This is a genomic window from Streptomyces lavendofoliae, assembly GCF_014649735.1.
GTDB classification, from domain to species: domain Bacteria; phylum Actinomycetota; class Actinomycetes; order Streptomycetales; family Streptomycetaceae; genus Streptomyces; species Streptomyces lavendofoliae.
This window is the reverse complement of record NZ_BMTP01000008.1, coordinates 269,638-291,824: the sequence shown is the minus strand read 5'-3', so window position 1 is coordinate 291,824 and position 22,187 is coordinate 269,638. Positions and strand designations below refer to the sequence as shown.

The following is a 22,187-nucleotide window of genomic DNA, read 5'->3' as shown; positions in this document are numbered from 1 at the left end:
GCGGCCCGTCAGGGTTTGCCGCGCAGGCCCCGGAGCTGTTCGGCGATGGGTTTCAGGGACTGGCGCAGGCCGTCCAGGGCCTCGGGGCTCAGCAGGTCGATGAAGTGCTTGCGCACGGAGTCGACGTGGTGGGGGGCCACCTTCTGCATGGTCTCCATCCCCTGCTCGGTGAGCACCGCGTACAGTCCCCGCCGGTCGGACTCGCAGTTCTCCCTGCGGACCAGGCCCGCGTTCTCCATACGGGTGATCTGGTGGGAGAGCCGGCTCTTGGACTGGAGTGTCGCGGCGGCGAGGTCGCTCATGCGGAGGCGGCGGTCGGGCGCCTCCGAGAGGTTGACCAGGATCTCGTAGTCGTTGTTGGTCAGGCCGAATGGCTGGAGGTCCTTCTCCAGCTGGTACGTCAGCAGCCTGTTGACGTCCAGATAGGTGCGCCAGGCGCACTGCTCGGCATCGGTCAGCCAGTTGGTGGCCGTCTCGGTCTCCATATATGGATTCTACCTAAGAAGTTGAATTCTGGACGATTTCGGGTCGGTGACGCCGGGCACGCCGGCCCCCCGTCCTCGCGTCCGTACCGGGTCAAGGGTGCAGACGTTCGAGGGCGTCACACTCCGCAGACTACCGCTCACAGCCCGAAGCGACGCTGGAGGTCCCCCAGCTGTCCGGGAAGGCGCGGTGCGGATCCCTGCTGCCCGTGGCCGGATCCCGCCCCAGGAACGCCCGGTTCGTGCGGCACCGTGCCCGTCCCCGGGTCCGCCATCAGCACCTCCGTCGACTGGAGCAGCACCGTCCCCGCGCCGGCGAACTCGAACTGGTGCTCCTCGCCCGACGCCCCGCCGAGCCCGGTCAGCGCCCGGAGGCCGCCCATGACGCCGGTCATGTAGCCGTGGTCGTAGTGGTGGCAGGGGGAGGGGCAGTCCGCCCAGCCGACCAGCGCCTGCGGGTCCACCCGCAGGGGCGGTTCCATGAAGACCACCGGGCCGTTCGACGCGGCCACGAACTTCCCCGTGCCCAGGAGGGTGAGGAAGCCCGGCACGATGGACTGCTTCAGGGCCAGCGACGGCTGGTACGCGAGGAGGTTGCCGGCGCGGATGGTGAGGTTGCCGTCGTCCAGGTCGTACGAGTTGACGTCGAAGGCGCGGTCCGCGAGCAGCATCTTGCCGCTGCCCTCCGCCACCACCCAGTCGCTCGCGTGGAGCGGCGAGTGGAAGCTCGTCCGCACCAGCCGGTCCAGGCGGCCGTGCCCGATGCCGTTGAAGTCGATGCGCCCGTAGTAGGCGATCATCTTGCCCTTCTGCAGGAACCACTGGGAGCCCTTCAGCTCCACGCAGAAGGTGTACGCGTTGACGTTGTCGTCGCTCGGCAGGGTCGAGGGGTCGTGGATGACGGGCGTGCTCACAGCTTCTCCTCCGACGCCTGGACGTACACCGCACCGCTTCCGCTGAGCTCCAGCTGGAACGCCTCGCCGGAGCCGCGCCCCACCATGTCGCGCCAGCCGAGCGCGGTGGAGAGCTTGTTGCGCACGTCGCCGTGGTGGGCCACGTACGCCTGCGGATCGACGTGCACGGGGCGGCCGGGGGTGACGGGCAGCTCGATCACCCCGCCGTGGGCCATCACGGCGACCGCGCCGTGACCCTTGAGGGTGGTGGTGAACAGGCCCTGCCCGGTCACCTGGCCGCGCACCATGCCCATGACGCCGCCCTGGGAGCCCATGAACATGGTGCCCTGCTCCAGGGTGCCGTCGAAGGCGAGCAGGCGGTCGGCCTCGACGTACAGGGTGTCGCCGCTCAGCCGGATGACCTGGATGTGGTGGCCGCCGTGCCCGAACACGACGGTGCCGCTGCCCTCGACGGTCATGAGCGGGGCCGCTTCACCGGCGACGCGGCGGCCGATCATCGACATCACGCCGCCCTGGCCACCCGCCGTGTTCGGCGTGAAAGTGACGTCGCCCCGGTACGCCAGCATCGCGCCACGCTGGCTGAACATCTTCTGACCCGGGGAGACGGTCGCCTCGACCATCTTCGAGTTCACCTCGCGGAGGGACATCAGACGTCCCCTCCGACCGTGTTGCGCTCGCTGGGCTGGACGTACACGAGGCCGTCGCCCTCGAACCGGATCTGGAACGCCTCGCCGCCACCCTCGCCGATCAGTGTGCGGAAGGTCACACCGGACTGGAGGTTCTGCTGGAGGGAGCCCTGGTGGGCCACGTACGCGCCGGGGTCGACCGACAGCGGGTACTGCGGCGTGACGCGCAGCACCACGGCCGGGCCGTCCGACATGATCGCGGCCTGCCCGGTGCCCTCGACGGTGGTCGTGAACAGGCCGGTCCCACTCGCCCCGCCGCGCAGGCCGGTGAACGTGGTGCCGGTGCGCAGGCCGGCGTCGGCGCAGAGCAGGTTGCTGGACTCGACGTACAGCTTGTCGCCGTGCAGGGAGACCAGGTTGATCTCGGAGGCGCGGTCGGCGAAGTAGCAGGTGCCCTGCCCCTTCACCTCCATCATCTCCATCTGCTCGCCGGTGAGGCGGCGGGTGACCATCCCGCGCAGCCCCTCGCCGCCGCCGGACATCTTCTTGAAGGCCATCTGACCGTCGTACGCGACCATCGAGCCGTTCTTCGCCTTGACGGCGTCACCGGTCATGTCGACGGCCAGCACTTTGGTGCCTTGGAGTCGGAACGTTGCCACGCCACGACGGTATCCGGTGGCCGGGGGTGCGGACAGCTCCCCGAGGAGGATCCCGACCCTGGCACAGGGCGGGCGAAGCCGCCTGTCACAATGGACGGGTCGCTTGTGCATCCATTCACAAGATCGGTGCCCGGGCGACAGTCGACCCCGACCGACGCCGAAGGTGCTGCCCCGTGGACATCAAGACCGCCGCTTCCCTCCACCGCCTCCGACTGGTCTCCGCGCCGGAGGCCGTGTCGTTCATCCTGCTGCTCGTCTGCTCGGTGCTGAAGCGCACGACGGAGTTCAACGCGGTCCCGGTCATGGGCGCGATCCACGGCGTGCTGTTCGTCCTGTACGTGCTGCTGTGGGCGGACGCGTGGAACCGCACCAAGTGGGACCTGAAGACCGCCGCGCTCTACTTCGTCCTGTCCGTCCTGCCGTTCGGCGGCTTCTACGCCGACCGCAAGCTCAGGCGTGCCGCGGACGACGCCGTCATCGCCTCCCGCGCCCGCCGCGAGGGCACGGTGAGCGCGTGATCGTCGCCTTCTCCGTCACCCCGCTCGGCGTCGGCGAGGAGGTCGGCGAGTACGTCGCCGACGCGGTCCGGCTGGTCCGGGAGTCGGGACTGCCGAACCGCACCGACGCGATGTTCACCTCCGTCGAGGGCGAGTGGGACGAGGTCATGGACGTCGTCCGGCGGGCCGTCGCCGCCGTGGAGGCCCGCGCCCCGCGCGTCTCGCTCGTCCTGAAGGCCGACATCCGGCCGGGCGTCACCGACGGCCTGACCGCCAAGGTGGAGACGGTGGAGCGCCACCTCTCCGCCTGACGGCCCGCGTACGACGGCCCCCGGCCCGCGTGGCCGGGGGTTCTCCGGGTGGCCGCGCGGTCCGCCGGTGTCGCCAAACCGGTGCGCCGGCTAAAACGCCCGCTCGGACGTCTCCAGTCGACACGCCGCCCTATCTCCCTTTTCGTGGGGGTATGGCGACCTGCTCGACAGCTGGAGGAACCGTGCGGCCGGAAGGCTACGACTACGACACCTACAGCCGTCTCGCCGGTCCGCTCACGGAACCGGACCGGGCGCCGTACGAGGTCCAGTACCGCAGTCTGCTCTCCGGGGAACCGCACCGGATACGCGCCATCCTGCTGATGACCCTCGCCCCGCTGCTCTCGGCGGTCCTGCTGGCCTACCTCGTATGGCCCACCCACTGGACCGACCGCGAGGGCGGCGAGCGGTGGCTCGTCAGGTTCGACGCCGTGATGCTCATATCGATCGGGCTCATCTGCCTGTTCATGCTGATCAACGTGGTCTCCATCGCCCACGCCACGATGGTCGCCCGTGACCCGGTGCCGGTCGTCCCGCAGAAGGGCACCCGTGTCGCCTTCCTCACCACCTACGTGCCGGGCAAGGAACCCCTCGCCATGGTGCGCGCCACCCTGGAGGGCGCCGTCCGCGTCACGCACGACGGACGGCTGGACGTGTGGCTGCTGGACGAGGGCGACGACGAACGGGCCAAGGCCCTGTGCCGGGAGCTCGGCGTACGCCACTTCACCCGGGCGGGCGTGCCCGCCTGGAACCGCTCCAAAGGCGTCCACAAGGCCAGGACCAAGCACGGCAACTACAACGCCTGGATCGCGATGCACGGCGACGACTACGACTTCTTCGCCTCCGTCGACACCGACCACGTGCCGCTGCCCAACTTCCTGGAGCGGACCCTCGGCTACTTCCGCGACCCCGACGTCGCCTTCGTCGTCGGCCCCCAGGTGTACGGCAACTACACCTCGCCCGTCACCAAGGCCGCCGAGTCCCAGCAGTTCCTCTTCCACGCCCTCATCCAGCGCGCCGGCAACCACTACCGCGCCCCCATGTTCGTGGGCACCAACAACGTCGTACGCGTCCGCGCGCTCAAGCAGATCGGCGGGCTGTACGACTCCATCACCGAGGACATGGCCACCGGTTTCGAGCTGCACCGCACCGTGAACCCGCGCACCGGCCACCTCTGGCGCTCCGTCTACACGCCCGACGTCCTCGCCGTCGGCGAGGGCCCCGCCTCCTGGACGGACTTCTTCACGCAGCAGCTGCGCTGGTCGCGCGGCACGTACGAGACCCTCCTCCAGCAGTACGGAAAGGCGTTCTTCCGGCTGCCGCCGGGCCGGCTGCTCAACTACACCCTGATGCTCGTCTATTACCCGATGACCGCCGTCAACTGGTTCCTCGGGGTCCTCTCCTGCGTCCTGTTCCTCTGGTTCGGCGCCTCCGGCACCCAGGTGTCGACCTCCGTCTGGCTGATGCTCTACAGCGACGCCGCCGCGCTCCAGATCGGCCTCTACCTGTGGAACCGGCGCCACAACGTCTCGCCCCACGAACCGGAGGGCTCCGGCGGGCTGGCCGGCATGGCGATGTCCGCGCTCTGCGCGCCCATCTACCTCAAGTCGCTGTCCTCGGCCCTGCTGCGCACCCAGGGCCGCTTCGTCGTCACCCCCAAGGGCGGCGAGGCGAGCCCCGACCGCCCGGCCACCTTCCGCATCCACCTGTACTGGGCCGCCGTGCTCGCCGTCTCGCTCGTCGCCTCCGTGATCCTCGACCACACCCACGCCGCCATGCGCACCTGGGCGGTGCTCGCCCTCGGCATCGCGCTCGCCCCGGTCGGCGTCTGGGGCTGGGGCCTGTTCCAGGAGCGCCGCGCCCGCGCCCGCCTGCGGGCCCGTGAGACGGCGTCGGCCGTCGTGGCGGCCACGACGAAGGTCGCGCCGAAGACCGGCGACGAGCCGGAGCCCGCGTTCGCCACGACGACAGGAGGGAACTGAACCATGGCCTACCGGCCGTCGAAGAAGCTCAAGAAGACGCTGCTGGGCGGCGGAGCGGTGGTCGTGCTCGCGGGGCTGAACGCGCCGGCCGCGGTGTCCTTCGCCGAGGCGAAGTACCACGCCTACAAGATCGCCCAGCCGGGCTACAAGGCGAGGTACGGCTCCTGGCAGCAGCTCGACGTCCCGAACGAGTTCCGGCTCAACGCCATCCACGCCGCGCTCCTGCGCACCGGCAAGGTGCTGCTGATCGCGGGCTCCGGGAACAACCAGAAGAAGTTCGACGCGGGCACCTTCGACACCATCCTGTGGGACCCGGTCAGGAACACCTACAAGAAGATCCCGACCCCCGAGGACTTCTTCTGCGCGGGCCACAGCCAGCTCCCCGACGGCCGCCTGCTGGTGGCCGGCGGCACCGCCCGCTACGAGGTCCTCGACGGCGAGGTCAAGCGCGCCGGCGGCGGCATGCGCGTGAAGAACGAGAGCCCCGACAAGGCCATCACCCTCAAGAAGGGCACCGTCTTCCGCTCCCCGTCGGGCGTCGAGTACGTCTCCAAGTTCGACGTGACGGTCCCCAAGGCCAAGCGCGACTTCACCATCTCGTACTTCAAGAGCGGCCAGATGAAGCCCTGGGAGACCAAGGTCACCGCCGCCGAGGCACGGGTCTTCGTCGAGGCCAGGAAGGAGGGCCCCAGGGCCCTGACCACCGAGGCCGCCCAGTACAAGGTCCTCGGTCTCAAGGGCAAGGACGCCGACAACGTCTACGGCATCGCGCAGCGGCTCACCACCGAGAAGCAGGACTTCCAGGGCATCAAGGCGGCGTACGAGTTCGACCCCGTGGCCGAGAAGTACGTGCCCGTCGCCCCCATGAAGGACGCCCGCTGGTACCCGACCCTGGTGACCCTCCAGGACGGCAGGGTGCTCGCCGTCTCCGGCCTCAACGACGTGGGCGACGTCGTCCCCGGCGACAACGAGATCTACGACCCGAAGACCAAGAAGTGGGGCAAGGGACCCTTCCGCTACTTCCCCACCTACCCCGCGCTCTTCCTCACCCAGGGCGGCAAGCTCTTCTACACCGGCTCCAACGCCGGCTACGGCCCCGCCGAGAAGGGCCGCGTACCGGGCCTGTGGGATCTGAGGAAGAACACCTTCCAGCCGATCAGGGGCATCGCCGACCCCGACCAGCTGGAGACCTCCGCCTCCCTGCTGCTGCCGCCCGCCCAGGACCAGAAGCTGATGGTGCTCGGGGGCGGCGGGGTCGGCGAGTCGGAGCTGTCCACCGGCCGGACCGCGCTGATCGACCTCAAGGCCGCCAAGCCCGCCTTCCGCACGGGTGCCTCCCTGCCCCAGGGCACCCGCTACCTCAGCAGCGTGCTCCTGCCCGACGACACCGTCTTCACCACCGGCGGCTCGAAGCAGTACCGGGGCCGCAGCGGCAGCGACATCCTCAAGGCGCAGTTCTACGAGCCGGCGTCCGACTCCTTCCGGGAGGCCGCCGAGCCGACCGTGGGCCGCAACTACCACTCCGAGGCGCTGCTGTTGCCGGACGGGCGGGTGGCGACCTTCGGTTCGGACCCGCTGTTCGACGACAAGGACAACACCAAGCTCGGGACCTTCGAGCAGCGCGTCGAGGTCTTCACCCCGCCGTACCTGCACGGCGGCGGTGCCGAGGCGCGGCCGGTGCTGGGCGAGGGCCCGGAGGAGCTCGACCAGAACGGCCGGGCGACCTTCCCCACCAAGGACGCCGCCCGCATCACCAGGGCGCGGCTCATGCGGCCCAGCGCGGTGACGCACACGACCGACGTGGAGCAGCGCTCCATCGAGCTGCGCCTGATCAAGGGCAAGGACGCGGTGACGGTCGAGGCGCCGCTGGACCGGACCCTGGTGCCGCCCGGCTGGTACATGCTCTTCGCGGTGGACAAGGACGGCCGGCCGTCGGTGGCCAGGTGGCTGCGGGTCGACTGACCCGGCTCACCCCTTGGCCCGGCGGGCCAGGCCCAGGGCGTACTCCGGCCACCAGGTCCCGGCGGCCGGGCCGCCACGGCAGGTGCCGTCCGACTCGCCGGGCCGCTTGATCCACAGGTAGGCGTCGACCCGGGCGTCGCCGGTGTTCCCGGTCGGCGGGGTGCCCAGCGCCCGGCCGGGCGGGTTGCACCAGGCCTCCTCGCCGTCGCCGGGGAGCGGTCCGGCGCCGTTGCGGCTGGTGTCGATGACGAAGTGGGCGCCGCCCAGCAGCGCGGACAGCTCGGTGCCGAAGGCGGTGACCGCCGGGGTGGTCTGGAAGTTCGACACGTTCAGCGAGAAGCCGTCCGCCTTCGCCAGGCCGGCCCGCCGCAGCGGTTCCACCAGCTTGCCCGGGTCCTTGATCCAGGCCGGGTTGCCCGCGTCCAGGTACACCTTGGTGCGCGGCTGCCGCTTGAGCCGGCCCACCGCCTCGGCGAGGAGCTGGTAGCGCTCCTCGTGGTACTGGGCGGGGGTGCAGCCGTCCACCACGTGCGGCACGGCGTCCGGCTCCAGGACGACGACGGCGGGCGCGTCGCCGACGGCCTGGGCGAAGGAGCCGATCCACTCCCGGTACGCCTCCGCGTTCGCGGCACCGCCCTTGGAGTACATGCCGCAGTCGCGGTGCGGGATGTTGTACGCCACCAGGACGGCCGTCTGCTTCTTCGGCGCGGCGCCGCGCACGGCCCGCCGGATGTCGGCGACGGGATCGCTCCACAGGGGCCACAGGGCGGCCGGCCGCTCGGAGATCCGCCGCAGCAGCGTGGCCTCCTCGGTGCGGCCCTGCGTCCGGTACTCCTCGACCTGGCGGGCGGCTGCGCTGTCGGGGTCGACCCAGAACGGGGAGCTGTTGGCGGGCGCGCTGCGGCCCACGGGCGCCTGGGCCGGGTGCTGCTCGCCCGAGGCGGCGCCCGCGCCGCCGGGCAGGCAGCCGGTGGCGGCCAGGGCGCCGGCGCAGAGCGCGGCGGTGGTCGGGAGAAGGCGGGTGCGTACGCGGGACGATCTGTGGTGCCGGCCGGACATCCAGCCCCCTCGTATGGCTGCGAGCTACGGACGAACAGACTCGGCAATCGTGACATAAGCGGCAGGAAGCGCCCGGCTGCGACACCTCCGGGGAGTGACGGGGGACCGAACCCCGAGACAAGGCTGACCAGCATGTGACCAGTCGGTAAGGTCGACGGCGTGCCGAAGCCGCTCAGTCTCCCGTTCGACCCCATCGCCCGCGCCGACGAACTGTGGCAGCGCCGCTGGGGGCCCGTCCCCTCCATGGCCGCCATCACCTCGATCATGCGCGCGCACCAGATCCTGCTCGCGGAGGTCGACGCGGTGGTCAAGCCCTACGGGCTGACCTTCGCCCGGTACGAGGCGCTGGTGCTGCTCACCTTCTCGAAGGAGGGCGAGCTGCCGATGTCCAAGATCGGTGAGCGGCTGATGGTCCACCCGACCTCGGTGACGAACACGGTCGACCGGCTGGTGCGGTCGGGCCTGGTGGCCAAGCGCCCCAACCCCAACGACGGGCGCGGCACCCTCGCCTCCATCACCGACAAGGGCCGCGAGGTCGTCGAGGCGGCGACCGCCGACCTCATGGCGATGGACTTCGGCCTGGGCGCGTACGACGCGGAGGAGTGTGCCGAGATCTTCGCGATGCTGCGGCCGCTGCGGATCGCGGCGCACGACTTCGAGGAGAAGTGACGGCGGGGTCCCCGCGCGAAGATCGCCCGGAACGGGCGGTTACGCTCGTCCGCATGAAGAGGAGCGTGCTGACCCGCTACCGGGTCATGGCCTATGTGACCGCCGTCATGCTGCTCGTGCTCTGCACGTGCATGGTGTTCAAGTACGGGTTCGACACGGGTGAGGACGTGACCTTCATGGTCTCCCAGGCCCACGGCGTCCTCTACATCATCTACCTGATCTTCGCCTTCGACCTCGGTTCCAAGGCGAAGTGGCCGTTCGGCAAGCTTCTGTGGGTCCTGCTCTCCGGCACCATCCCCTTCGCCGCCTTCTTCGTGGAGCGGCGGGTCGCCCGGGACGTCGAGCCACTGCTCGCCGGCGCCGCCCCGGACGCCGTCAAGGTCTGACCCGAAGGCCGTGCGCCACGCGTACGGCCTTCGGCCATCGACATTTACTAGGACGTCCTAGTAAATTCGAAGGTATGGACGCTGACGCCATCGAGGAAGGCCGCCGACGCTGGCAGGCCCGCTACGACGCCGCGCGCAAGCGCGACGCCGACTTCACCACGCTCTCCGGCGACCCCGTGGAGCCCGTCTACGGGCCCCGGCCCGGCGACACCTACGACGGCTTCGAGCGGATCGGCTGGCCCGGTGAGTACCCCTTCACCCGGGGCCTGTACCCGACCGGCTACCGGGGCCGCACCTGGACCATCCGCCAGTTCGCCGGCTTCGGCAACGCCGAGCAGACCAACGAGCGCTACAAGATGATCCTCGGCAACGGCGGCGGCGGCCTGTCCGTCGCCTTCGACATGCCGACCCTCATGGGACGCGACTCCGACGACCCGCGCTCGCTCGGCGAGGTCGGGCACTGCGGTGTCGCCATCGACTCCGCCGCCGACATGGAGGTCCTGTTCAAGGACATCCCCCTCGGTGACGTCACCACGTCGATGACGATCAGCGGCCCCGCCGTCCCCGTCTTCTGCATGTACCTCGTCGCCGCCGAACGGCAGGGCGTCGACCCGGGCATCCTCAACGGCACCCTCCAGACGGACATCTTCAAGGAGTACATCGCCCAGAAGGAGTGGCTCTTCCAGCCCGAGCCGCACCTCCGCCTCATCGGCGACCTGATGGAGCACTGCGCCCGGGACATCCCGGCGTACAAGCCGCTCTCCGTCTCCGGCTACCACATCCGCGAGGCGGGCGCGACGGCCGCGCAGGAGCTGGCGTACACCCTGGCCGACGGCTTCGGGTACGTGGAACTGGGCCTCAGCCGCGGTCTGGACGTGGACGTCTTCGCACCCGGCCTGTCCTTCTTCTTCGACGCGCACGTCGACTTCTTCGAGGAGATCGCCAAGTTCCGCGCCGCCCGCCGCATCTGGGCGCGCTGGATGAAGGAGGTCTACGGCGCGCGGAGCGACAAGGCGCAGTGGCTGCGCTTCCACACCCAGACCGCCGGTGTCTCGCTCACCGCGCAGCAGCCGTACAACAACGTCGTCCGCACCGCGGTCGAGGCCCTCGCGGCCGTCCTCGGCGGGACGAACTCCCTGCACACCAACGCCCTCGACGAGACCCTCGCGCTGCCCAGCGAGCAGGCCGCCGAGATCGCGCTGCGCACCCAGCAGGTGCTGATGGAGGAGACCGGCGTCGCCAACGTCGCCGACCCGCTGGGCGGTTCCTGGTACGTCGAGCAGCTCACCGACCGCATCGAGGCCGACGCCGAGAAGATCTTCGACCGGATCAAGGAGCGGGGCCTGCGGGCCCACCCGGACGGGAAGCACCCGATCGGGCCGATCACCTCCGGCATCCTGCGGGGCATCGAGGACGGCTGGTTCACCGGCGAGATCGCCGAGTCCGCCTTCCGCTACCAGCAGGCCCTGGAGAAGGGCGACAAGCGGGTCGTCGGCGTCAACTGCCACCACGGCTCCGTCACCGGCGACCTGGAGATCCTGCGGGTCAGCCACGAGGTCGAGCGCGAGCAGGTGAAGGCGCTCGGGGCGCGGAAGGCCGCGCGCGACGACGCGCGGGTGCGGTCCTCCCTCGACGCCATGCTCGCCGCCGCCCGGGACGGGTCCAACATGATCGGCCCGATGCTCGACGCGGTCCGCGCGGAGGCCACGCTCGGCGAGATCTGCGACGCCCTGCGCGACGAGTGGGGCACCTACACCGAGCCCCCCGGCTTCTAGGGTCCGGGTGGCAGCCCTCCCCGTCCCGGTCCCCGGCGTCGCCGTCCGCTACTGGTACGTCGGCGCCTGCGGCCCCTTCGCGCTGTTCGACGCCGACTTCGAGCCGCCGGGGCCGGGCGGGGAGAGCGAGTTCCTGAACCTGGTCCCGGCCCGGCTGCTGCCGCCCGAGTACGCCGACGCCCTCTGGGAGGGCATCCGGGAGGGCCTGGGCTCCACCTCCGCCGCCGTCCTGCTCACCCATGGGCGGTACCACGAGGTCGACTCCTCGGAGTGGGGCTTCCGGCGGGCCGGCGAGATGGCCGGCCGCGCCGCGCTCGTGAGGGCCGGACTGCTGCCGCCCGAGGAGGGGCCGCCCGGGCGGTACGTACGGCCCCCGGCCGGGTGAGCGGGGGCGTTGCGCGGGGCCGTGCGGGCGGGGGCGTTGCGCGGGGCCGTGCGGCCGGGTCACCGCCCGGCCGCCGCGCCCGTACCGGAGAAACCCGGCGGCGCCCGGGACCCGCGGCGGGCACACTGGGCGGATGAAGATCAGCATCAGGGAAGCCACCTCCGGCGACTGGCCGGCGATATGGCCGTTCTTCCGCACCATCGTCGCCGCCGGTGACACCTTCACCTTCCCGCTCGACCTGGGGGAGGAGGACGGCCGCGGCTGGTGGCTGCTGCGGGCGCCCGACCGCACGGTCGTCGCGGTCGATGAGGAGACCGGCACGGTCCTCGGCACCGCCAAGATGAACCGCAACCAGGCCGGCAACGGCGCCCACGTCGCCAGCGCCAGCTACATGGTCGACCCCGCCCACGGCGGGCGGGGCGTGGGGCGGGCGCTCGTCGAGTACAGCCTGGACTGGGCGCGTGAGCACGGCTTCCGGGGCATGCAGTTCAACGCGGTCGTCGAGACCAACGTCCACGCGGTACGGCTGTACGAGCGGCTCGGGTTCCGCGTGGTGGGCACGGTCCCGGAGGCGTTCCACCACCCGGTGCGCGGGTACGTGGGGCTGCACGTCATGCACCGCCCGCTCTGACGTCGGAGGGCGGCGGCGGGGGCGGGGGCGCCGTCAGGTCCGGGCCGCCGCCGAAAGGCCCCCCAGCAGCAGGGCGGTGAAGCGCTGGACCCACTCCGCGTCGACCGGTTCGGCGCTCACCAGCGCCCGGTGGACCACCGCCCCGGCGATCACGTCGAAGATCAGGTCGTCGGTCCCGGCGGCGGACGCCGGGCTCTCGGGCAGCTCGCCACGGGCCTGGGCGCGCCGCCGCCCCGCGAGGACCAGGCGTTTCTGCCGCTCCACGATCGAGGTGCGGATCCGCTCCCGCAGCGGCTCGTCGCGGGTCGACTCGGCGATGACGGCCATCAGCGCCGTCTTGGTCTCGGGCCGCTCCAGCAGGGCCGCGAACTGCACCACCACGCCCTCGATGTCGGCCATCAGGCTGCCGCGGTCGGGCAGTTCCAGCTCGTCGAAGAGGACGGCGACGGCGTCGACGACGAGCTCGTTCTTGCCGGCCCAGCGCCGGTAGAGGGTCGTCTTGGCCACCCCGGCGCGGCCGGCGACGTCGCCCATCGTCAGCTTCGACCAGCCCAGCTCGACCAGCGCGGCCCTGGTCGCCTCGAGTATCGCGGCGTCGGCCGCCGCCGAACGCGGGCGGCCACCGGTACGGCCCGGTGAACGGCTGGAGCTTCTGCACATGACGCCCGACCATACCGGCGAGTACGCCGGTTGTTACCCGCGCGTACATGTGAGGCAGTTCACCGGCCGGTGCCACCCCCGGAGGGGCTCGATCGGGGTTACGCTACGACGCGTAGCGAAAGGCTTTGAGCGGCCAGGAGCGACAACCACAGGCACCGGGTGGGGACCCGGCGCCGAGCAGGCACCGGGTGGGGACCCGGTGCCGAAAACACTGCCGGACCGCGTACGTCCGTACGCCCCGCACACCGGCGGGGGGCGCGCGGACGGTCGCGGTTCGGCCATGGCTTTACGGTTACGCGCGCGGAAGGGGGAGGATGTACCCATGCAGCCTAGGAACATGTCCATGAGCGGCGTCGTCGACCTCGCCGCGGTGAAGGCGGCCGGAGAGGCCAAGGCGAAGGCGGAGCAGGCGCGCGCCCAGGCCGCCCGGCAGGGCGGCGGCGGAGCCGTACCCCCGTCCGCCCTGGTGATCGATGTCGACGAGGCCGGGTTCGAGCGCGACGTACTCCAGCGTTCCACCGAGGTCCCGGTCGTCATCGACTTCTGGGCCGAGTGGTGCGAACCGTGCAAGCAGCTGGGCCCGCTGCTGGAGCGGCTGGCCGCCGAGTACAACGGCCGGTTCGTCCTGGCCAAGATCGATGTCGACGCCAACCAGATGTTGATGCAGCAGTTCGGGATCCAGGGGATCCCGGCCGTTTTCGCGGTGGTCGCCGGCCAGGCGCTGCCGCTGTTCCAGGGGGCGGCGCCGGAGGCGCAGATCCGCCAGACCCTGGACGAGCTGATCCGGGTCGGGGAGGAGCGCTTCGGCCTCACCGGTATCACGGTCGACTCCGACGCGGCCGGTGCCGCCGCGGGCCCGGCGCAGCCGGCCGGCCCGTACGACGCGCTGCTGGAGGCGGCGGTGCGCGCGCTGGACGCGAACGACTTCGCCGGGGCGATCCAGGCGTACAAGAACGTCCTGGTCGACGACCCCGGCAACACCGAGGCCAAGCTGGGCCTCGCCCAGGCGGAACTGCTCTCCCGGGTGCAGGGCATGGACCCCCAGGTGGTCCGCAAGAGCGCCGCGGACGACCCCTCCGACGTACCGGCCCAGCTCGCCGCCGCCGACCTCGACCTGGTGGGCGGCCATGTGGAGGACGCCTTCGGGCGGCTCGTCGACACCGTGCGCCGCACGGCGGGCGACGACCGCGACACGGCGCGGGTGCGGCTGCTGGAACTCTTCGAGGTGATCGGCCCCGACGACCCGCGCGTCACCAAGGCCCGCTCGGCTCTGGCGCGGGTGCTTTTCTGACGCACTGACAGCTCGCCGGGGCACCGGCGATTTGGCGACAGAGTGACAAAAGGCGGTCGCGCTTTACCAAAACTTGGTAATCGCGGCCGCCTGTTACTTGCAGTAAATCAACACCCTCTTTATGTCCGGCTTTTGCCGAAGAAATCACCTTCTGTCGAACCAGCGGGTAGCACCCTGTGTGCCCGGGCGACATCACCCCGTCGTGGCGTGGTTATCCACCCGTTACTAGCCAGTAACGAACCCCCTTGTGTCGGCGCCGTGAATGGACCACGATCGGCCACGCTCGGTCCAATCCCGTACCAGCCCGGCAACCCGCCGGGCTCACGGGAGCGGGTCCCCACCGGGCGGGCCGACGGCACTGCCGCCGGCTCCGGACAGGGGGGTTCCTGCCCATCCCGGCAGGGCCTGTCCAAGCAGGGTTGCGCGAAGGCGTGGCCAGTGGTTGTCGCTCGGGGGTGATCGCCGGTGATTCGGACGCGGCTCGCGCCTGATCCACGGGCGCTCTCCTTCCCGAGGACGTAGCACTTCTCCCATCCCAGGACGGGCCCATGGCCCTTCCGGAGATGTACGTCCGAGAAGGAGGAACATATGAAGTCCCAGGTTCGTGGTGGCACCAGATGGAAGCGGTTCGCCGTCGTCATGGTGCCGAGCGTGGCCGCGACGGCCGCGATAGGCATCGGCCTGGCACAGGGTGCGCTGGCGGCGTCGTTCAGCATCTCCGGCCAGGAGTTCAAGGTTAAGGCGAAGAGCCTCGAGGGCAACGACTTCGTCCAATACGGCAGCATCGTCAAGGGCAAGGACCTCGATGGCAAGGGGTTCTGGGCGCCGGTCGGCGTCTCGGGCTTCAGCGAGGCATGGATCACCGACATGTGCCAGTCGGTCGTCACCCCGGTGCCGTTCCTCGGCAACGTCAGCCTGGAGCTGCGCGCGGGCACCGACCCGTCGGCGGCGAAGGACAAGAGCAAGCGCGTCTACGCCAAGGACATCTACCTCGATGTCTCCCAGCTGGAGGCCGACGCCGAGTTCGGCAACATCGACATCGGTGTGGCCGCCGGTTCGCTGAAGAACCCGGGCATCCAGCCCAACACCGAGGCGAACCCGTACGGCTTCTCGCAGCGCGCGAAGACCGCGAAGCTCGACAACGTCGAGCAGAAGGCGTGGGCGACCACGGCCGGTACCTTCCGGCTGCCCGACCTCAGCCTGAAGCTGCACAAGGGCACCAAGGAGTGCTTCTAGGGCTAGCGCTCACCGAGCGGGTGGTGCCGTGCGTGCATGGCTCCGCCCGTTCGGGTCCTTGACGTGATTTTTCACCACTTTTCTTAGCAACACCGCTTCCAGGGAGCTGTTTTCCATGAGCGCCGAGTCCACTGGTTCCCGCGGATTCACCTACTGGCGGCTGCGTTTCCGTACGTGGCGGGGCAACCGGCCCTTCTGGGGCGGGCTGCTCACCATGATCGGCGGCGTACCGATCGCCTACCTGCCCTACGCCGACATGCGGCTCGGCAACATGACGATCGCCATGTCCACCACCGCCGGCGCGGGCTCCCTGATCATCGGTGTCCTGCTGATCACGCTCGGCCTGACCATGTGGTTCCACGCCGTCGTGCGGGTGTTCGCCGGGGTCGCCGCCATCGTCCTGGCGCTGGTGTCCCTGCCGGTGGCCAACATCGGTGGCTTCCTGGTCGGCTTCCTGTGCGCCCTGATCGGCGGCGCCCTGTCCGCGTCCTGGGCGCCCGGCGAACCGGCGAAGGACGGGACGGCGGACGTGGCCGCGCTGCCGGAGGGCGGCGAAGGAGTCCCCGCGCCCCGGCCCTCGAACGGGCAGGCCGGCGAACTCTCGGCCGTGACTCCGCGGACGAACGCGACCGACAGCACGATCGACGCCAACGGCGGGAGGAACAGTGCGGGGTGACGACATCCAGCCCGTGACGAGAAAAGGGCCGCGCCACGCGGCCCCGAAGAAGTCGCTGCTGACCAAGCTCCAGGCGCCGGCCGGCCGGGCGATAGCCCTGGCCGCGATGCCCACCGCCGTACTCGTCGGCCTCGGAATGACCCCCAAACTGGCCGTCGCCGACGACAAGGACATCCCCTTCGCACCCGGCCCGTGCGTCACGCGGTCCGACGAGCCGTCGGAGTCGGAGTCGGAGAAGCCCAAGGAGTCCGCGTCCCCGACGCCCGAGCCCTCCCAGAGCGCGACCGGGACACCCGGGGCGGACGAGGAGAAGGAGCCGACACCCGGCACCAGCCCGTCCGCGAGCGAGTCGGAGGAGGCGACCCCCGAGCCCAAGGCCGGTGAGACGAAGCCGCCCGCCGCGACGAGCCCGACGTCCTCCGCGACGCCCACACCGGCCGCGACGCCCCCCGTTCCCGTCGCCCCCACTCCCACCGAGACCAGGAACCCGCTGGACCCGCTGGGCATCGGCGACGCGATCAAGGACGTCTTCGACGGCCGGGAGGACGAGGAACCGTCGGCCACCCCGTCGATCACCGCGCCCACCACGGCGGTTCCGTCCACGCGACCGCCGGCGGAGAAGCCCACCGGGCCGTCCACCGCCCGGCCGGCCGACGAGCCCGTGGCGAAGCCGGACGACGAGGCAGGCGAGGCCGTCGACAAGGCCAAGGACGCGATCAAGGACGCCGCCGACAAGGCGGGCGCCAAGGTCGAGGAGCTCCCGGAGGACGTCAAGGGACTCGACCCCAAGAAGGACGAGGACATCCCGGACGGCGCCAAGCCGCGCTTCCCCTGCCCGACCCCCGACCCGGAGGCCCTCGCCGCCGCCGAGCTGGAACCCGGCATCCCGCTGCTGCCCGACGAGCCGTGGAAGCTGGAGAGCACCCTGCTCACCCTGCGCGGCCTGGACTACCACGGCATCGTGGAGGTCAAGACGTACAGCGGGAAGGTCAAGAAGGTCCTCAAGTTCACCGCGGACGAGGTGGACATCAAGGACCTGCACCAGATCACGGTCCACTCCGAGGGCCACGCCGGTCACGTGAAGTCCCGTCCCGGCTCCACGTCCACCATCACGGGCGGCACGGTGACGATGTACACGGAGGAGCTGAAGGGCAACCTCTTCGGCATCATCCCGATCACCTTCAGCCCCGAGACCCCGCCCCCGCTGAACGTCCCCTTCGCCTTCTTCACCGACGTGAAGGTCACCCAGGCGGGCCAGTTCGGCGGCGACCTCACGGTGCCGGGCCTGAAGAACTTCATCGAGGGCTGACCGGCCGACTTCTGCGGGAGCCGCAGCGCCATGGCCTCTCCATCCTGAGGGCGGGGGCCATGGCGTTCCGCGTCGCCGGCCGGCCGCGAGGCGGGCTGTGCCAGGAGCAGCGGACGGGCCCCCGCCGTGGTTCGGCAGGGGCCCGCCGGTTTCCTTCGTGGTCACCGAAGAGGTGGGGACGCTCCCGTCACGGCCGGGCCGCCTCCGACACCGCCTGGGCGAGGTGCGCGGCCAGGGCGTCGACGTCCTCGCGGAAGACGCCGAGGGCGTTGTGGAACGGCTCCTCGGAGAAGTGGCGGCTCTTGACCAGGAATGTCGTCGCGACCGCGGTGAGCGCACCGTGGATCACGTGCAACTGGTGCAGCGCCAGGCGGAGGTCGCCGGGGGCCGCGCGGAGTTCGCGCAGCCGACCGATGAGCTCCTCGACCTCCGCGCGGCCGGCTCCCACCCGGAGGGCCAAGGCCTCGTCACCGAGGTCCTGGTTCCGGAGGGTTTCCAACGCGTTGGCGATGGCCGCCGTCTGTGACGGCGCCAGCCGGACGACGAAGGTCTCCCCGTCGCGGGTGACGCGGATCTGTGCTCTCATTGCGCGTTCCCTCACCCCTACTCGGGCAGTTTCTCGTACCGGCCGGAGTGCTTCCAGTCCGACTCGGACTTCTTGTGTGCGTGGATGTAGTTCTGCTTGATCACCACGATGAGACCCTTGTCCTCGTCGTAGGCGACCTTGTTGTTGGTGTCCTTGTCCAGGTGCGTGGCCTTGCCGCGCCACTTCTGGAGGTACTGGGCCATCTTCTCGATGTCCCGGCCGACTCCCGGGATGTGGTGGTCCGCCGCGTCGCTCGCCGTGGACATCATTCGGCGCCACTGGTACTCGATGCCGTCCGCGATGTCCGTGCCGTAACGCTTGTCGATGTCCTCCAGCAGTTCGAAGGGCAGTTCCTCGTCGGGGTCGAAATCGCAGGCATCCAGGCCGTTCGACGACGCGGAGGCGGCCCTCGCGGACGACACCGGGACGAACGAGGACACTGCGACGGACGACGCGCGGTGCACCGCCGGGACGGCGGACCTCGGTTTGCAGCCCGGGAACTCGGGCTCCTTCTTCGCCTTGTCGATCAGCTTCTTCAGCTTGTCGAGGGTGTGCTTGGCCTTCGCCGACTTCTCGAAGAACCCGATGACCCCGGTGCTGATCTTCAAGATCGCCTTGCCGAGCGGCACTATCTTGGCGACCGGGATCGCCATCCCCAGCACGTTGACCAGCGTCCACAGACAGCCCTCGACGTCACCCTTGGTCAGGCAGGCCTTCAGGTCGGGCCAGCCGATGTAGTCGAGGAGGATCTGGCCACCGTTCGCCTTGACCCAGTCCAGCAGGTCCTGGCCGGCCAGCGCCCGGGCGGCCCGGAACTGGTCCACGCACTCCTGACCGCACAGGCGCATGAGGATGGCCTCGTCGTCGGCCGACAGCCCGGGGCCCACGTCCGGGCTCCCCGCGTCCGCCCGCTGCTTGCGCAGCTCCGCGAGGCGCTGCCGCTCCGCTTCCTCGGCGCGGGTGGCGGCGGCGTCGGCGTTCTGTGCCGCGCCCTGTGCGTTGGTGGCGGCCGTTTCGGCCTTCGTGGCGTCCTGCTCCGCCGTGGTGGCCACGCTCCGCGCGACTGACGCGTCCTTCTCCGCCGCGCTCGCGGCGGAACGAGCGCTCGACGCGTCGCGCTCGGCGTCGGTGGCCTCACGATCGGCCTGGGCGGCGGCCGACTCGGCGCCGGTCGCGGCAGCCGACGCGTAGAAGGCGTCGGTACCGGCCTGGGCGTCGTACTGCTGGGCCCGGGCATCGGCGGCCTTGGCCGCCTCCGCGGCCTTGGCGGCCTCCGCGGCGGAGGCGCGGGCGGCGGCTACCGACTGAAGGGCCTTCACCGCGTCGGCGGCGGCTGCGGCTGCCGCCTGTGCCGCGATCTTGGCGTCACCGGCTGCCTTGTCGGCCAGCGCCTTGGCCTCGGCGGCGGCCTTCGACGCCTCGTTCGCCTTGGCCTGGGCGGCGGCGGCCTGCTGTTCGGCCATTGTCTTGGACGTCTGGCCCACCAGCACCGCGAAGGCGGCGGAAGTGTCGGTCTCCCGGTACGGCCCACCGACAGTGATGGCCTCGTTGGCGGCGGCGGTCACGGCCAGCGCCGCGTCCCGGGCACCGGCGGCCGCCTGTCCGGCGGCGTAGGCGAAGCCCGCGGTCTTGGCGGCCCAGGAGGCGGTCTTCGCGGCCTCGGCCTTCGCGGCCGTGGCTTCCTGCCGCGCCTTGATCGCCGCGGCCTGCGCCTTCTTGGCCTCCGCTTCGGCATTGTCGGCGTTGACCTTCGCGGCTGCCGCCGCGTCGATGGCCTCGGCGGCCGCGGCGTGGGCGGTCGCCGCAGCCGCGCGGGTTCTTTCGTAGGCGGACCATGCGGCGTCGGAGGCCGAGCGCGACCTCGCGGCCGCCCCCTCGGCTCTCGTGGCCGCCGCACGCGCGTTCACGGCCGCCGTCGAGGCCTCGTTCGCCGCGGTGCGGGCACGGGTGGCCGCGCCCGATGCGTCATTGGCGGCGGCACGCGCCTCGGTGGCCGCCTGCCGGGTCTCGGCGGCCGCCTCCGTACCCACGGCGGCCGCGGCGGCGGCTTCCAGGGCCGCGGCGCGGGACGCCGTGGCATCGCGTGCGCGCTCGGCGGCGACCGCCCGGTCGCGGGCCTTGTACGCCTCGTTCTCCGCTTGCTGGGCCACTTGGCGCTGTGACGCTGCTGTGGCCCCCGCCGTCTCGGCGGCGGTACGGGCCCGGCCCGCGGCGTCGCGCTCGGTCTGGGCACGCTGCTCGGCGGCCGCGGCCTTCTTGCGCTCGGCGGCCGCGAGGTCGCGTTCGCGCTCAGCGTTCGCCTTCTCGGCCTCCGCGATGGCGCGCTGCTTCTTCGCCTCGGCGGCGCCGGCCTTCGCGGTCTGCTCGGCCGCCTCGGCCGTGGCCTGCGCGTTCTTGGCCTTGGTGGCGTTGGCGGCGGCTTCCTTGGCCTGGGCGTCGGCGGCAGTGGCGGCGGCCTTCGCCTGGGCGGCCGCCTCCTGGGCGGCGGCCTTGCGGAACTCGGTGTTGATGGCGTGCGCCTGTGTCTTGCTCAGTGCGTAGAGCGCTCCGCTGTCGGCCACGGTGGCCTTGGCGGCGTTGGACGCCGTCAGCGCCGCCTTCGCCGCGGCCGTCGCGGCGGCTGCGGACGCCTTGGCCACCTGGGCGGCCTGCTGCGCGTACAACAGGCCACGCCCGCGCGGCGTCTTGGCCGCGTCGGCGATGGCGTACCCGGCGTTCTGGGCCGTGGTGGCCGCGGTGGCGGCGACCTTTGCCGCCGCTGCCGCTCGGTCGGCGATCCCGACCTGTGCGGCTGCGGCGCTGCGGGCGGCTGCCAAGTCGGCATTGGCCTTTGTGAACTCCGCAGGCTTGGGCCGGAGAATGCTGTCGGGTCGCGCCGCCCAGTACTTCTGCCAGTAGAGAATCTGGTCGGCCCGCCATGCCTGGTTCACGGCCTCCACCATGGCGGCAGTGGCCGCACGCACCTCCTTGGAAGCCTTGATCTCGGCCGCCACGATGTCGGCCCGAGACTTCGCCTGTGCCGCGTATTCGCTCTCCCATTCCGTATGGGCCTGGAGCACGACCCCGGACAACACGCGGTGGAAGTCGATGGGATTGGCACTGTCGCAGCCTGCCCACGCCATCTTCAGGAGCTCGACCTCGGAGCGGAACTCCATCGAGTCCGGCTCGGGCGCCTTCTTGGGGAATCCACCGAAACGCAGGAAGTTCGCCACGTCATTGGCGGATCCCGCACCACTTCCCCCCTCGTGCCCGGGGCCGAGCAGCTCGCTGCCCGCGAAGGACTGGTAGCTGCTCTCCCAGTTGTCCTCCGGAGTCGGCAGGTTCTTGAAGAGCTGGACGGCCTTGGCCATGGAGTCCTTGCCCGCACGCGGTACCGGGTCTGCCCATGCCCGGGGGTACATGTCGCGCTGCACGCCACCGAGGAAGGCCAACACGCCAGCGGCGAACTCGGGCGCGTGGTAGTCCCGCCCGCCGAACGAATTGGCTGCGGAGTATGGGCCGTTGGCGCTGTTAAGGCTTTCGTAACGTTTTTGATACTGCATGCCGTAGGCCTCGTCGGCGGCCCGGTCGCGGTCGAGCGCCTCCTTGACCGGAGCCCAGCCGGCCACACTGTCCGTGAGGGCGGCGGCTACATCGGCGTCGGTGCCCGCGAGGGCCTTCGACGCGGTGGCCTTCATCTCGCTGCCGCCGTAGCTGATGTAGCGCGCCGCCTGACAGCGGTCCTCGCGTACGCCGAATCCGAGGCTGATGCGATTGCTTCGCAACCAGGGGTCGGTCGGGTGGTCGTTCGGCTCCTCGGCCACCGCCGGGGCGGCCGTCACCAGGCCGCCCAGGAGGGCGGCGGTCATCGCCAGGACGATGCCTGACGTCATCCTTTTCACCGGTCCGGCGCGTCTGCCGCGCCGCCTGCCGGGCGGGGGAGATGTTCGCACTTCGCAGCCTGTCTGCTCGAATTACGGGTCAGCCCAGGAGGAAGTACGCATAGGGGCCCCTGGCCGCAGGCCTCGGGGCATGCCGCATGGACCGGTGGAGCGTGGTGGTCGTACTGGAAGGTGCCGCTGGTCAGGGCGGCGTTCTTGGATGTGCGCGGTTCC

The 22,187-nt window shown here is 70.9% G+C and carries 21 protein-coding genes; 13 read left to right on the top strand and 8 right to left on the bottom strand.

Features of this window, described 5'->3' with window-relative positions:
- Positions 1–8 precede the first annotated feature (8 nt).
- The 4 genes from IE109_RS17665 to IE109_RS17650 form a co-directional block, all read right to left on the bottom strand.
- Positions 9–485, bottom strand: a complete 477-nt coding sequence (locus tag IE109_RS17665; RefSeq protein ID WP_064071800.1) for a MarR family winged helix-turn-helix transcriptional regulator — start codon at positions 483–485, stop codon at positions 9–11.
- A gap of 137 nt (positions 486–622) precedes the next feature.
- Entirely contained in the window at positions 623–1,396 is a 774-nt protein-coding gene (locus tag IE109_RS17660; RefSeq protein ID WP_189551842.1) for an AIM24 family protein, read from the bottom strand.
- Positions 1,393–2,043, bottom strand: coding sequence for an AIM24 family protein (locus tag IE109_RS17655; protein ID WP_189551841.1), 651 nt, complete (start codon positions 2,041–2,043; stop codon positions 1,393–1,395). Before IE109_RS17655 ends, IE109_RS17660 begins: the two co-directional genes overlap by 4 nt.
- On the bottom strand, positions 2,043–2,681 hold the full coding sequence (locus IE109_RS17650; RefSeq protein ID WP_189551840.1) for an AIM24 family protein: 639 nt from the start codon (positions 2,679–2,681) through the stop codon (positions 2,043–2,045). The genes IE109_RS17655 and IE109_RS17650 overlap by 1 nt, the downstream gene beginning before the upstream one ends.
- 173 nt (positions 2,682–2,854) lie before the next feature.
- On the opposite strand from IE109_RS17650, the gene IE109_RS17645 reads away from it, so the two are divergent.
- From IE109_RS17645 to glxA, 4 genes are all read left to right on the top strand, one after another.
- Positions 2,855–3,199: a DUF3817 domain-containing protein gene (locus IE109_RS17645; protein ID WP_189551839.1), complete on the top strand. Its 345-nt coding sequence runs from the start codon at positions 2,855–2,857 to the stop codon at positions 3,197–3,199.
- Positions 3,196–3,489, top strand: a complete 294-nt coding sequence (locus IE109_RS17640) for an MTH1187 family thiamine-binding protein (RefSeq protein ID WP_189551838.1) — start codon at positions 3,196–3,198, stop codon at positions 3,487–3,489. The genes IE109_RS17645 and IE109_RS17640 overlap by 4 nt, the downstream gene beginning before the upstream one ends.
- A gap of 182 nt (positions 3,490–3,671) precedes the next feature.
- Positions 3,672–5,468, top strand: a complete 1,797-nt coding sequence (locus IE109_RS17635; protein ID WP_189551837.1) for a glycosyltransferase family 2 protein — start codon at positions 3,672–3,674, stop codon at positions 5,466–5,468.
- A 3-nt stretch (positions 5,469–5,471) separates the two neighbouring features.
- Positions 5,472–7,430: a radical copper oxidase GlxA gene (glxA, locus tag IE109_RS17630; protein ID WP_189551836.1), complete on the top strand. Its 1,959-nt coding sequence runs from the start codon at positions 5,472–5,474 to the stop codon at positions 7,428–7,430.
- Between the two features lie 6 nt (positions 7,431–7,436).
- On the opposite strand, the gene IE109_RS17625 is transcribed toward glxA, so the two are convergent.
- The gene (locus tag IE109_RS17625; protein WP_189551835.1) at positions 7,437–8,489 is read right to left on the bottom strand and encodes a glycoside hydrolase family 6 protein; all 1,053 of its coding nucleotides are present in this window, start codon (positions 8,487–8,489) and stop codon (positions 7,437–7,439) included.
- Between the two features lie 159 nt (positions 8,490–8,648).
- Here IE109_RS17625 and IE109_RS17620 point away from each other — a divergent pair, with 159 nt between their 5' ends.
- The 5 genes from IE109_RS17620 (at position 8,649) to IE109_RS17600 (ending at position 12,335) form a co-directional block, all read left to right on the top strand.
- Positions 8,649–9,158 carry a MarR family winged helix-turn-helix transcriptional regulator gene (locus tag IE109_RS17620; protein WP_189551834.1) on the top strand — a complete coding sequence of 170 codons (510 nt, stop codon included), beginning with the start codon at positions 8,649–8,651 and terminating at the stop codon, positions 9,156–9,158.
- Positions 9,159–9,211: 53 nt separating this feature from the next.
- Positions 9,212–9,544, top strand: a complete 333-nt coding sequence (locus IE109_RS17615; RefSeq protein WP_189551833.1) for a DUF3817 domain-containing protein — start codon at positions 9,212–9,214, stop codon at positions 9,542–9,544.
- 74 nt (positions 9,545–9,618) lie between these two features.
- A complete protein-coding gene (icmA, locus tag IE109_RS17610) occupies positions 9,619–11,319 on the top strand; it encodes a coenzyme B12-dependent isobutyryl-CoA mutase large subunit (RefSeq protein WP_189551832.1) in 1,701 nt (566 codons plus the stop codon).
- Positions 11,320–11,326: 7 nt separating this feature from the next.
- Positions 11,327–11,704 carry a hypothetical protein gene (locus IE109_RS17605; RefSeq protein WP_189551831.1) on the top strand — a complete coding sequence of 126 codons (378 nt, stop codon included), beginning with the start codon at positions 11,327–11,329 and terminating at the stop codon, positions 11,702–11,704.
- A gap of 139 nt (positions 11,705–11,843) precedes the next feature.
- Entirely contained in the window at positions 11,844–12,335 is a 492-nt protein-coding gene (locus IE109_RS17600) for a GNAT family N-acetyltransferase (protein WP_189551913.1), read from the top strand.
- 33 nt (positions 12,336–12,368) lie between these two features.
- Here the strand turns inward: IE109_RS17600 and IE109_RS17595 are convergent, their stop codons facing one another.
- Positions 12,369–12,995, bottom strand: a complete 627-nt coding sequence (locus tag IE109_RS17595) for a TetR/AcrR family transcriptional regulator (protein ID WP_189551830.1) — start codon at positions 12,993–12,995, stop codon at positions 12,369–12,371.
- Positions 12,996–13,317: 322 nt separating this feature from the next.
- Here IE109_RS17595 and IE109_RS17590 point away from each other — a divergent pair, with 322 nt between their 5' ends.
- The 4 genes from IE109_RS17590 to IE109_RS17575 all read left to right on the top strand — a co-directional run bounded on the left by IE109_RS17590 (position 13,318) and on the right by IE109_RS17575 (position 17,507).
- Positions 13,318–14,286 carry a tetratricopeptide repeat protein gene (locus IE109_RS17590; protein WP_189551829.1) on the top strand — a complete coding sequence of 323 codons (969 nt, stop codon included), beginning with the start codon at positions 13,318–13,320 and terminating at the stop codon, positions 14,284–14,286.
- Between the two features lie 588 nt (positions 14,287–14,874).
- Entirely contained in the window at positions 14,875–15,522 is a 648-nt protein-coding gene (locus tag IE109_RS17585) for a DUF6230 family protein (RefSeq protein ID WP_189551828.1), read from the top strand.
- Positions 15,523–15,637: 115 nt separating this feature from the next.
- Entirely contained in the window at positions 15,638–16,198 is a 561-nt protein-coding gene (locus tag IE109_RS17580) for a DUF6114 domain-containing protein (RefSeq protein ID WP_189551827.1), read from the top strand.
- On the top strand, positions 16,188–17,507 hold the full coding sequence (locus IE109_RS17575) for a hypothetical protein (protein ID WP_189551826.1): 1,320 nt from the start codon (positions 16,188–16,190) through the stop codon (positions 17,505–17,507). The genes IE109_RS17580 and IE109_RS17575 overlap by 11 nt, the downstream gene beginning before the upstream one ends.
- A 187-nt stretch (positions 17,508–17,694) precedes the next feature.
- On the opposite strand, the gene IE109_RS17570 is transcribed toward IE109_RS17575, so the two are convergent.
- Positions 17,695–18,093, bottom strand: a complete 399-nt coding sequence (locus IE109_RS17570) for a hypothetical protein (RefSeq protein ID WP_189551825.1) — start codon at positions 18,091–18,093, stop codon at positions 17,695–17,697.
- A 17-nt stretch (positions 18,094–18,110) separates the two neighbouring features.
- Positions 18,111–21,965: a hypothetical protein gene (locus IE109_RS17565; protein ID WP_189551824.1), complete on the bottom strand. Its 3,855-nt coding sequence runs from the start codon at positions 21,963–21,965 to the stop codon at positions 18,111–18,113.
- Positions 21,966–22,187: the final 222 nt, after the last annotated feature.

Coding starts and splice junctions, on each gene's coding strand:
- IE109_RS17570 (WP_189551825.1), bottom strand. CDS start 18,093: ATGAGAGCACAGATCCGCGTCACCCGCGACGGGGAGACCTTCGTCGTC.
- IE109_RS17655 (WP_189551841.1), bottom strand. CDS start 2,043: ATGTCCCTCCGCGAGGTGAACTCGAAGATGGTCGAGGCGACCGTCTCC.
- IE109_RS17580 (WP_189551827.1), top strand. CDS start 15,638: ATGAGCGCCGAGTCCACTGGTTCCCGCGGATTCACCTACTGGCGGCTG.
- IE109_RS17625 (WP_189551835.1), bottom strand. CDS start 8,489: ATGTCCGGCCGGCACCACAGATCGTCCCGCGTACGCACCCGCCTTCTC.
- IE109_RS17595 (WP_189551830.1), bottom strand. CDS start 12,995: ATGTGCAGAAGCTCCAGCCGTTCACCGGGCCGTACCGGTGGCCGCCCG.
- IE109_RS17665 (WP_064071800.1), bottom strand. CDS start 485: ATGGAGACCGAGACGGCCACCAACTGGCTGACCGATGCCGAGCAGTGC.
- glxA (WP_189551836.1), top strand. CDS start 5,472: ATGGCCTACCGGCCGTCGAAGAAGCTCAAGAAGACGCTGCTGGGCGGC.
- icmA (WP_189551832.1), top strand. CDS start 9,619: ATGGACGCTGACGCCATCGAGGAAGGCCGCCGACGCTGGCAGGCCCGC.
- IE109_RS17615 (WP_189551833.1), top strand. CDS start 9,212: ATGAAGAGGAGCGTGCTGACCCGCTACCGGGTCATGGCCTATGTGACC.
- IE109_RS17565 (WP_189551824.1), bottom strand. CDS start 21,965: ATGACGTCAGGCATCGTCCTGGCGATGACCGCCGCCCTCCTGGGCGGC.
- IE109_RS17585 (WP_189551828.1), top strand. CDS start 14,875: ATGAAGTCCCAGGTTCGTGGTGGCACCAGATGGAAGCGGTTCGCCGTC.
- IE109_RS17590 (WP_189551829.1), top strand. CDS start 13,318: ATGCAGCCTAGGAACATGTCCATGAGCGGCGTCGTCGACCTCGCCGCG.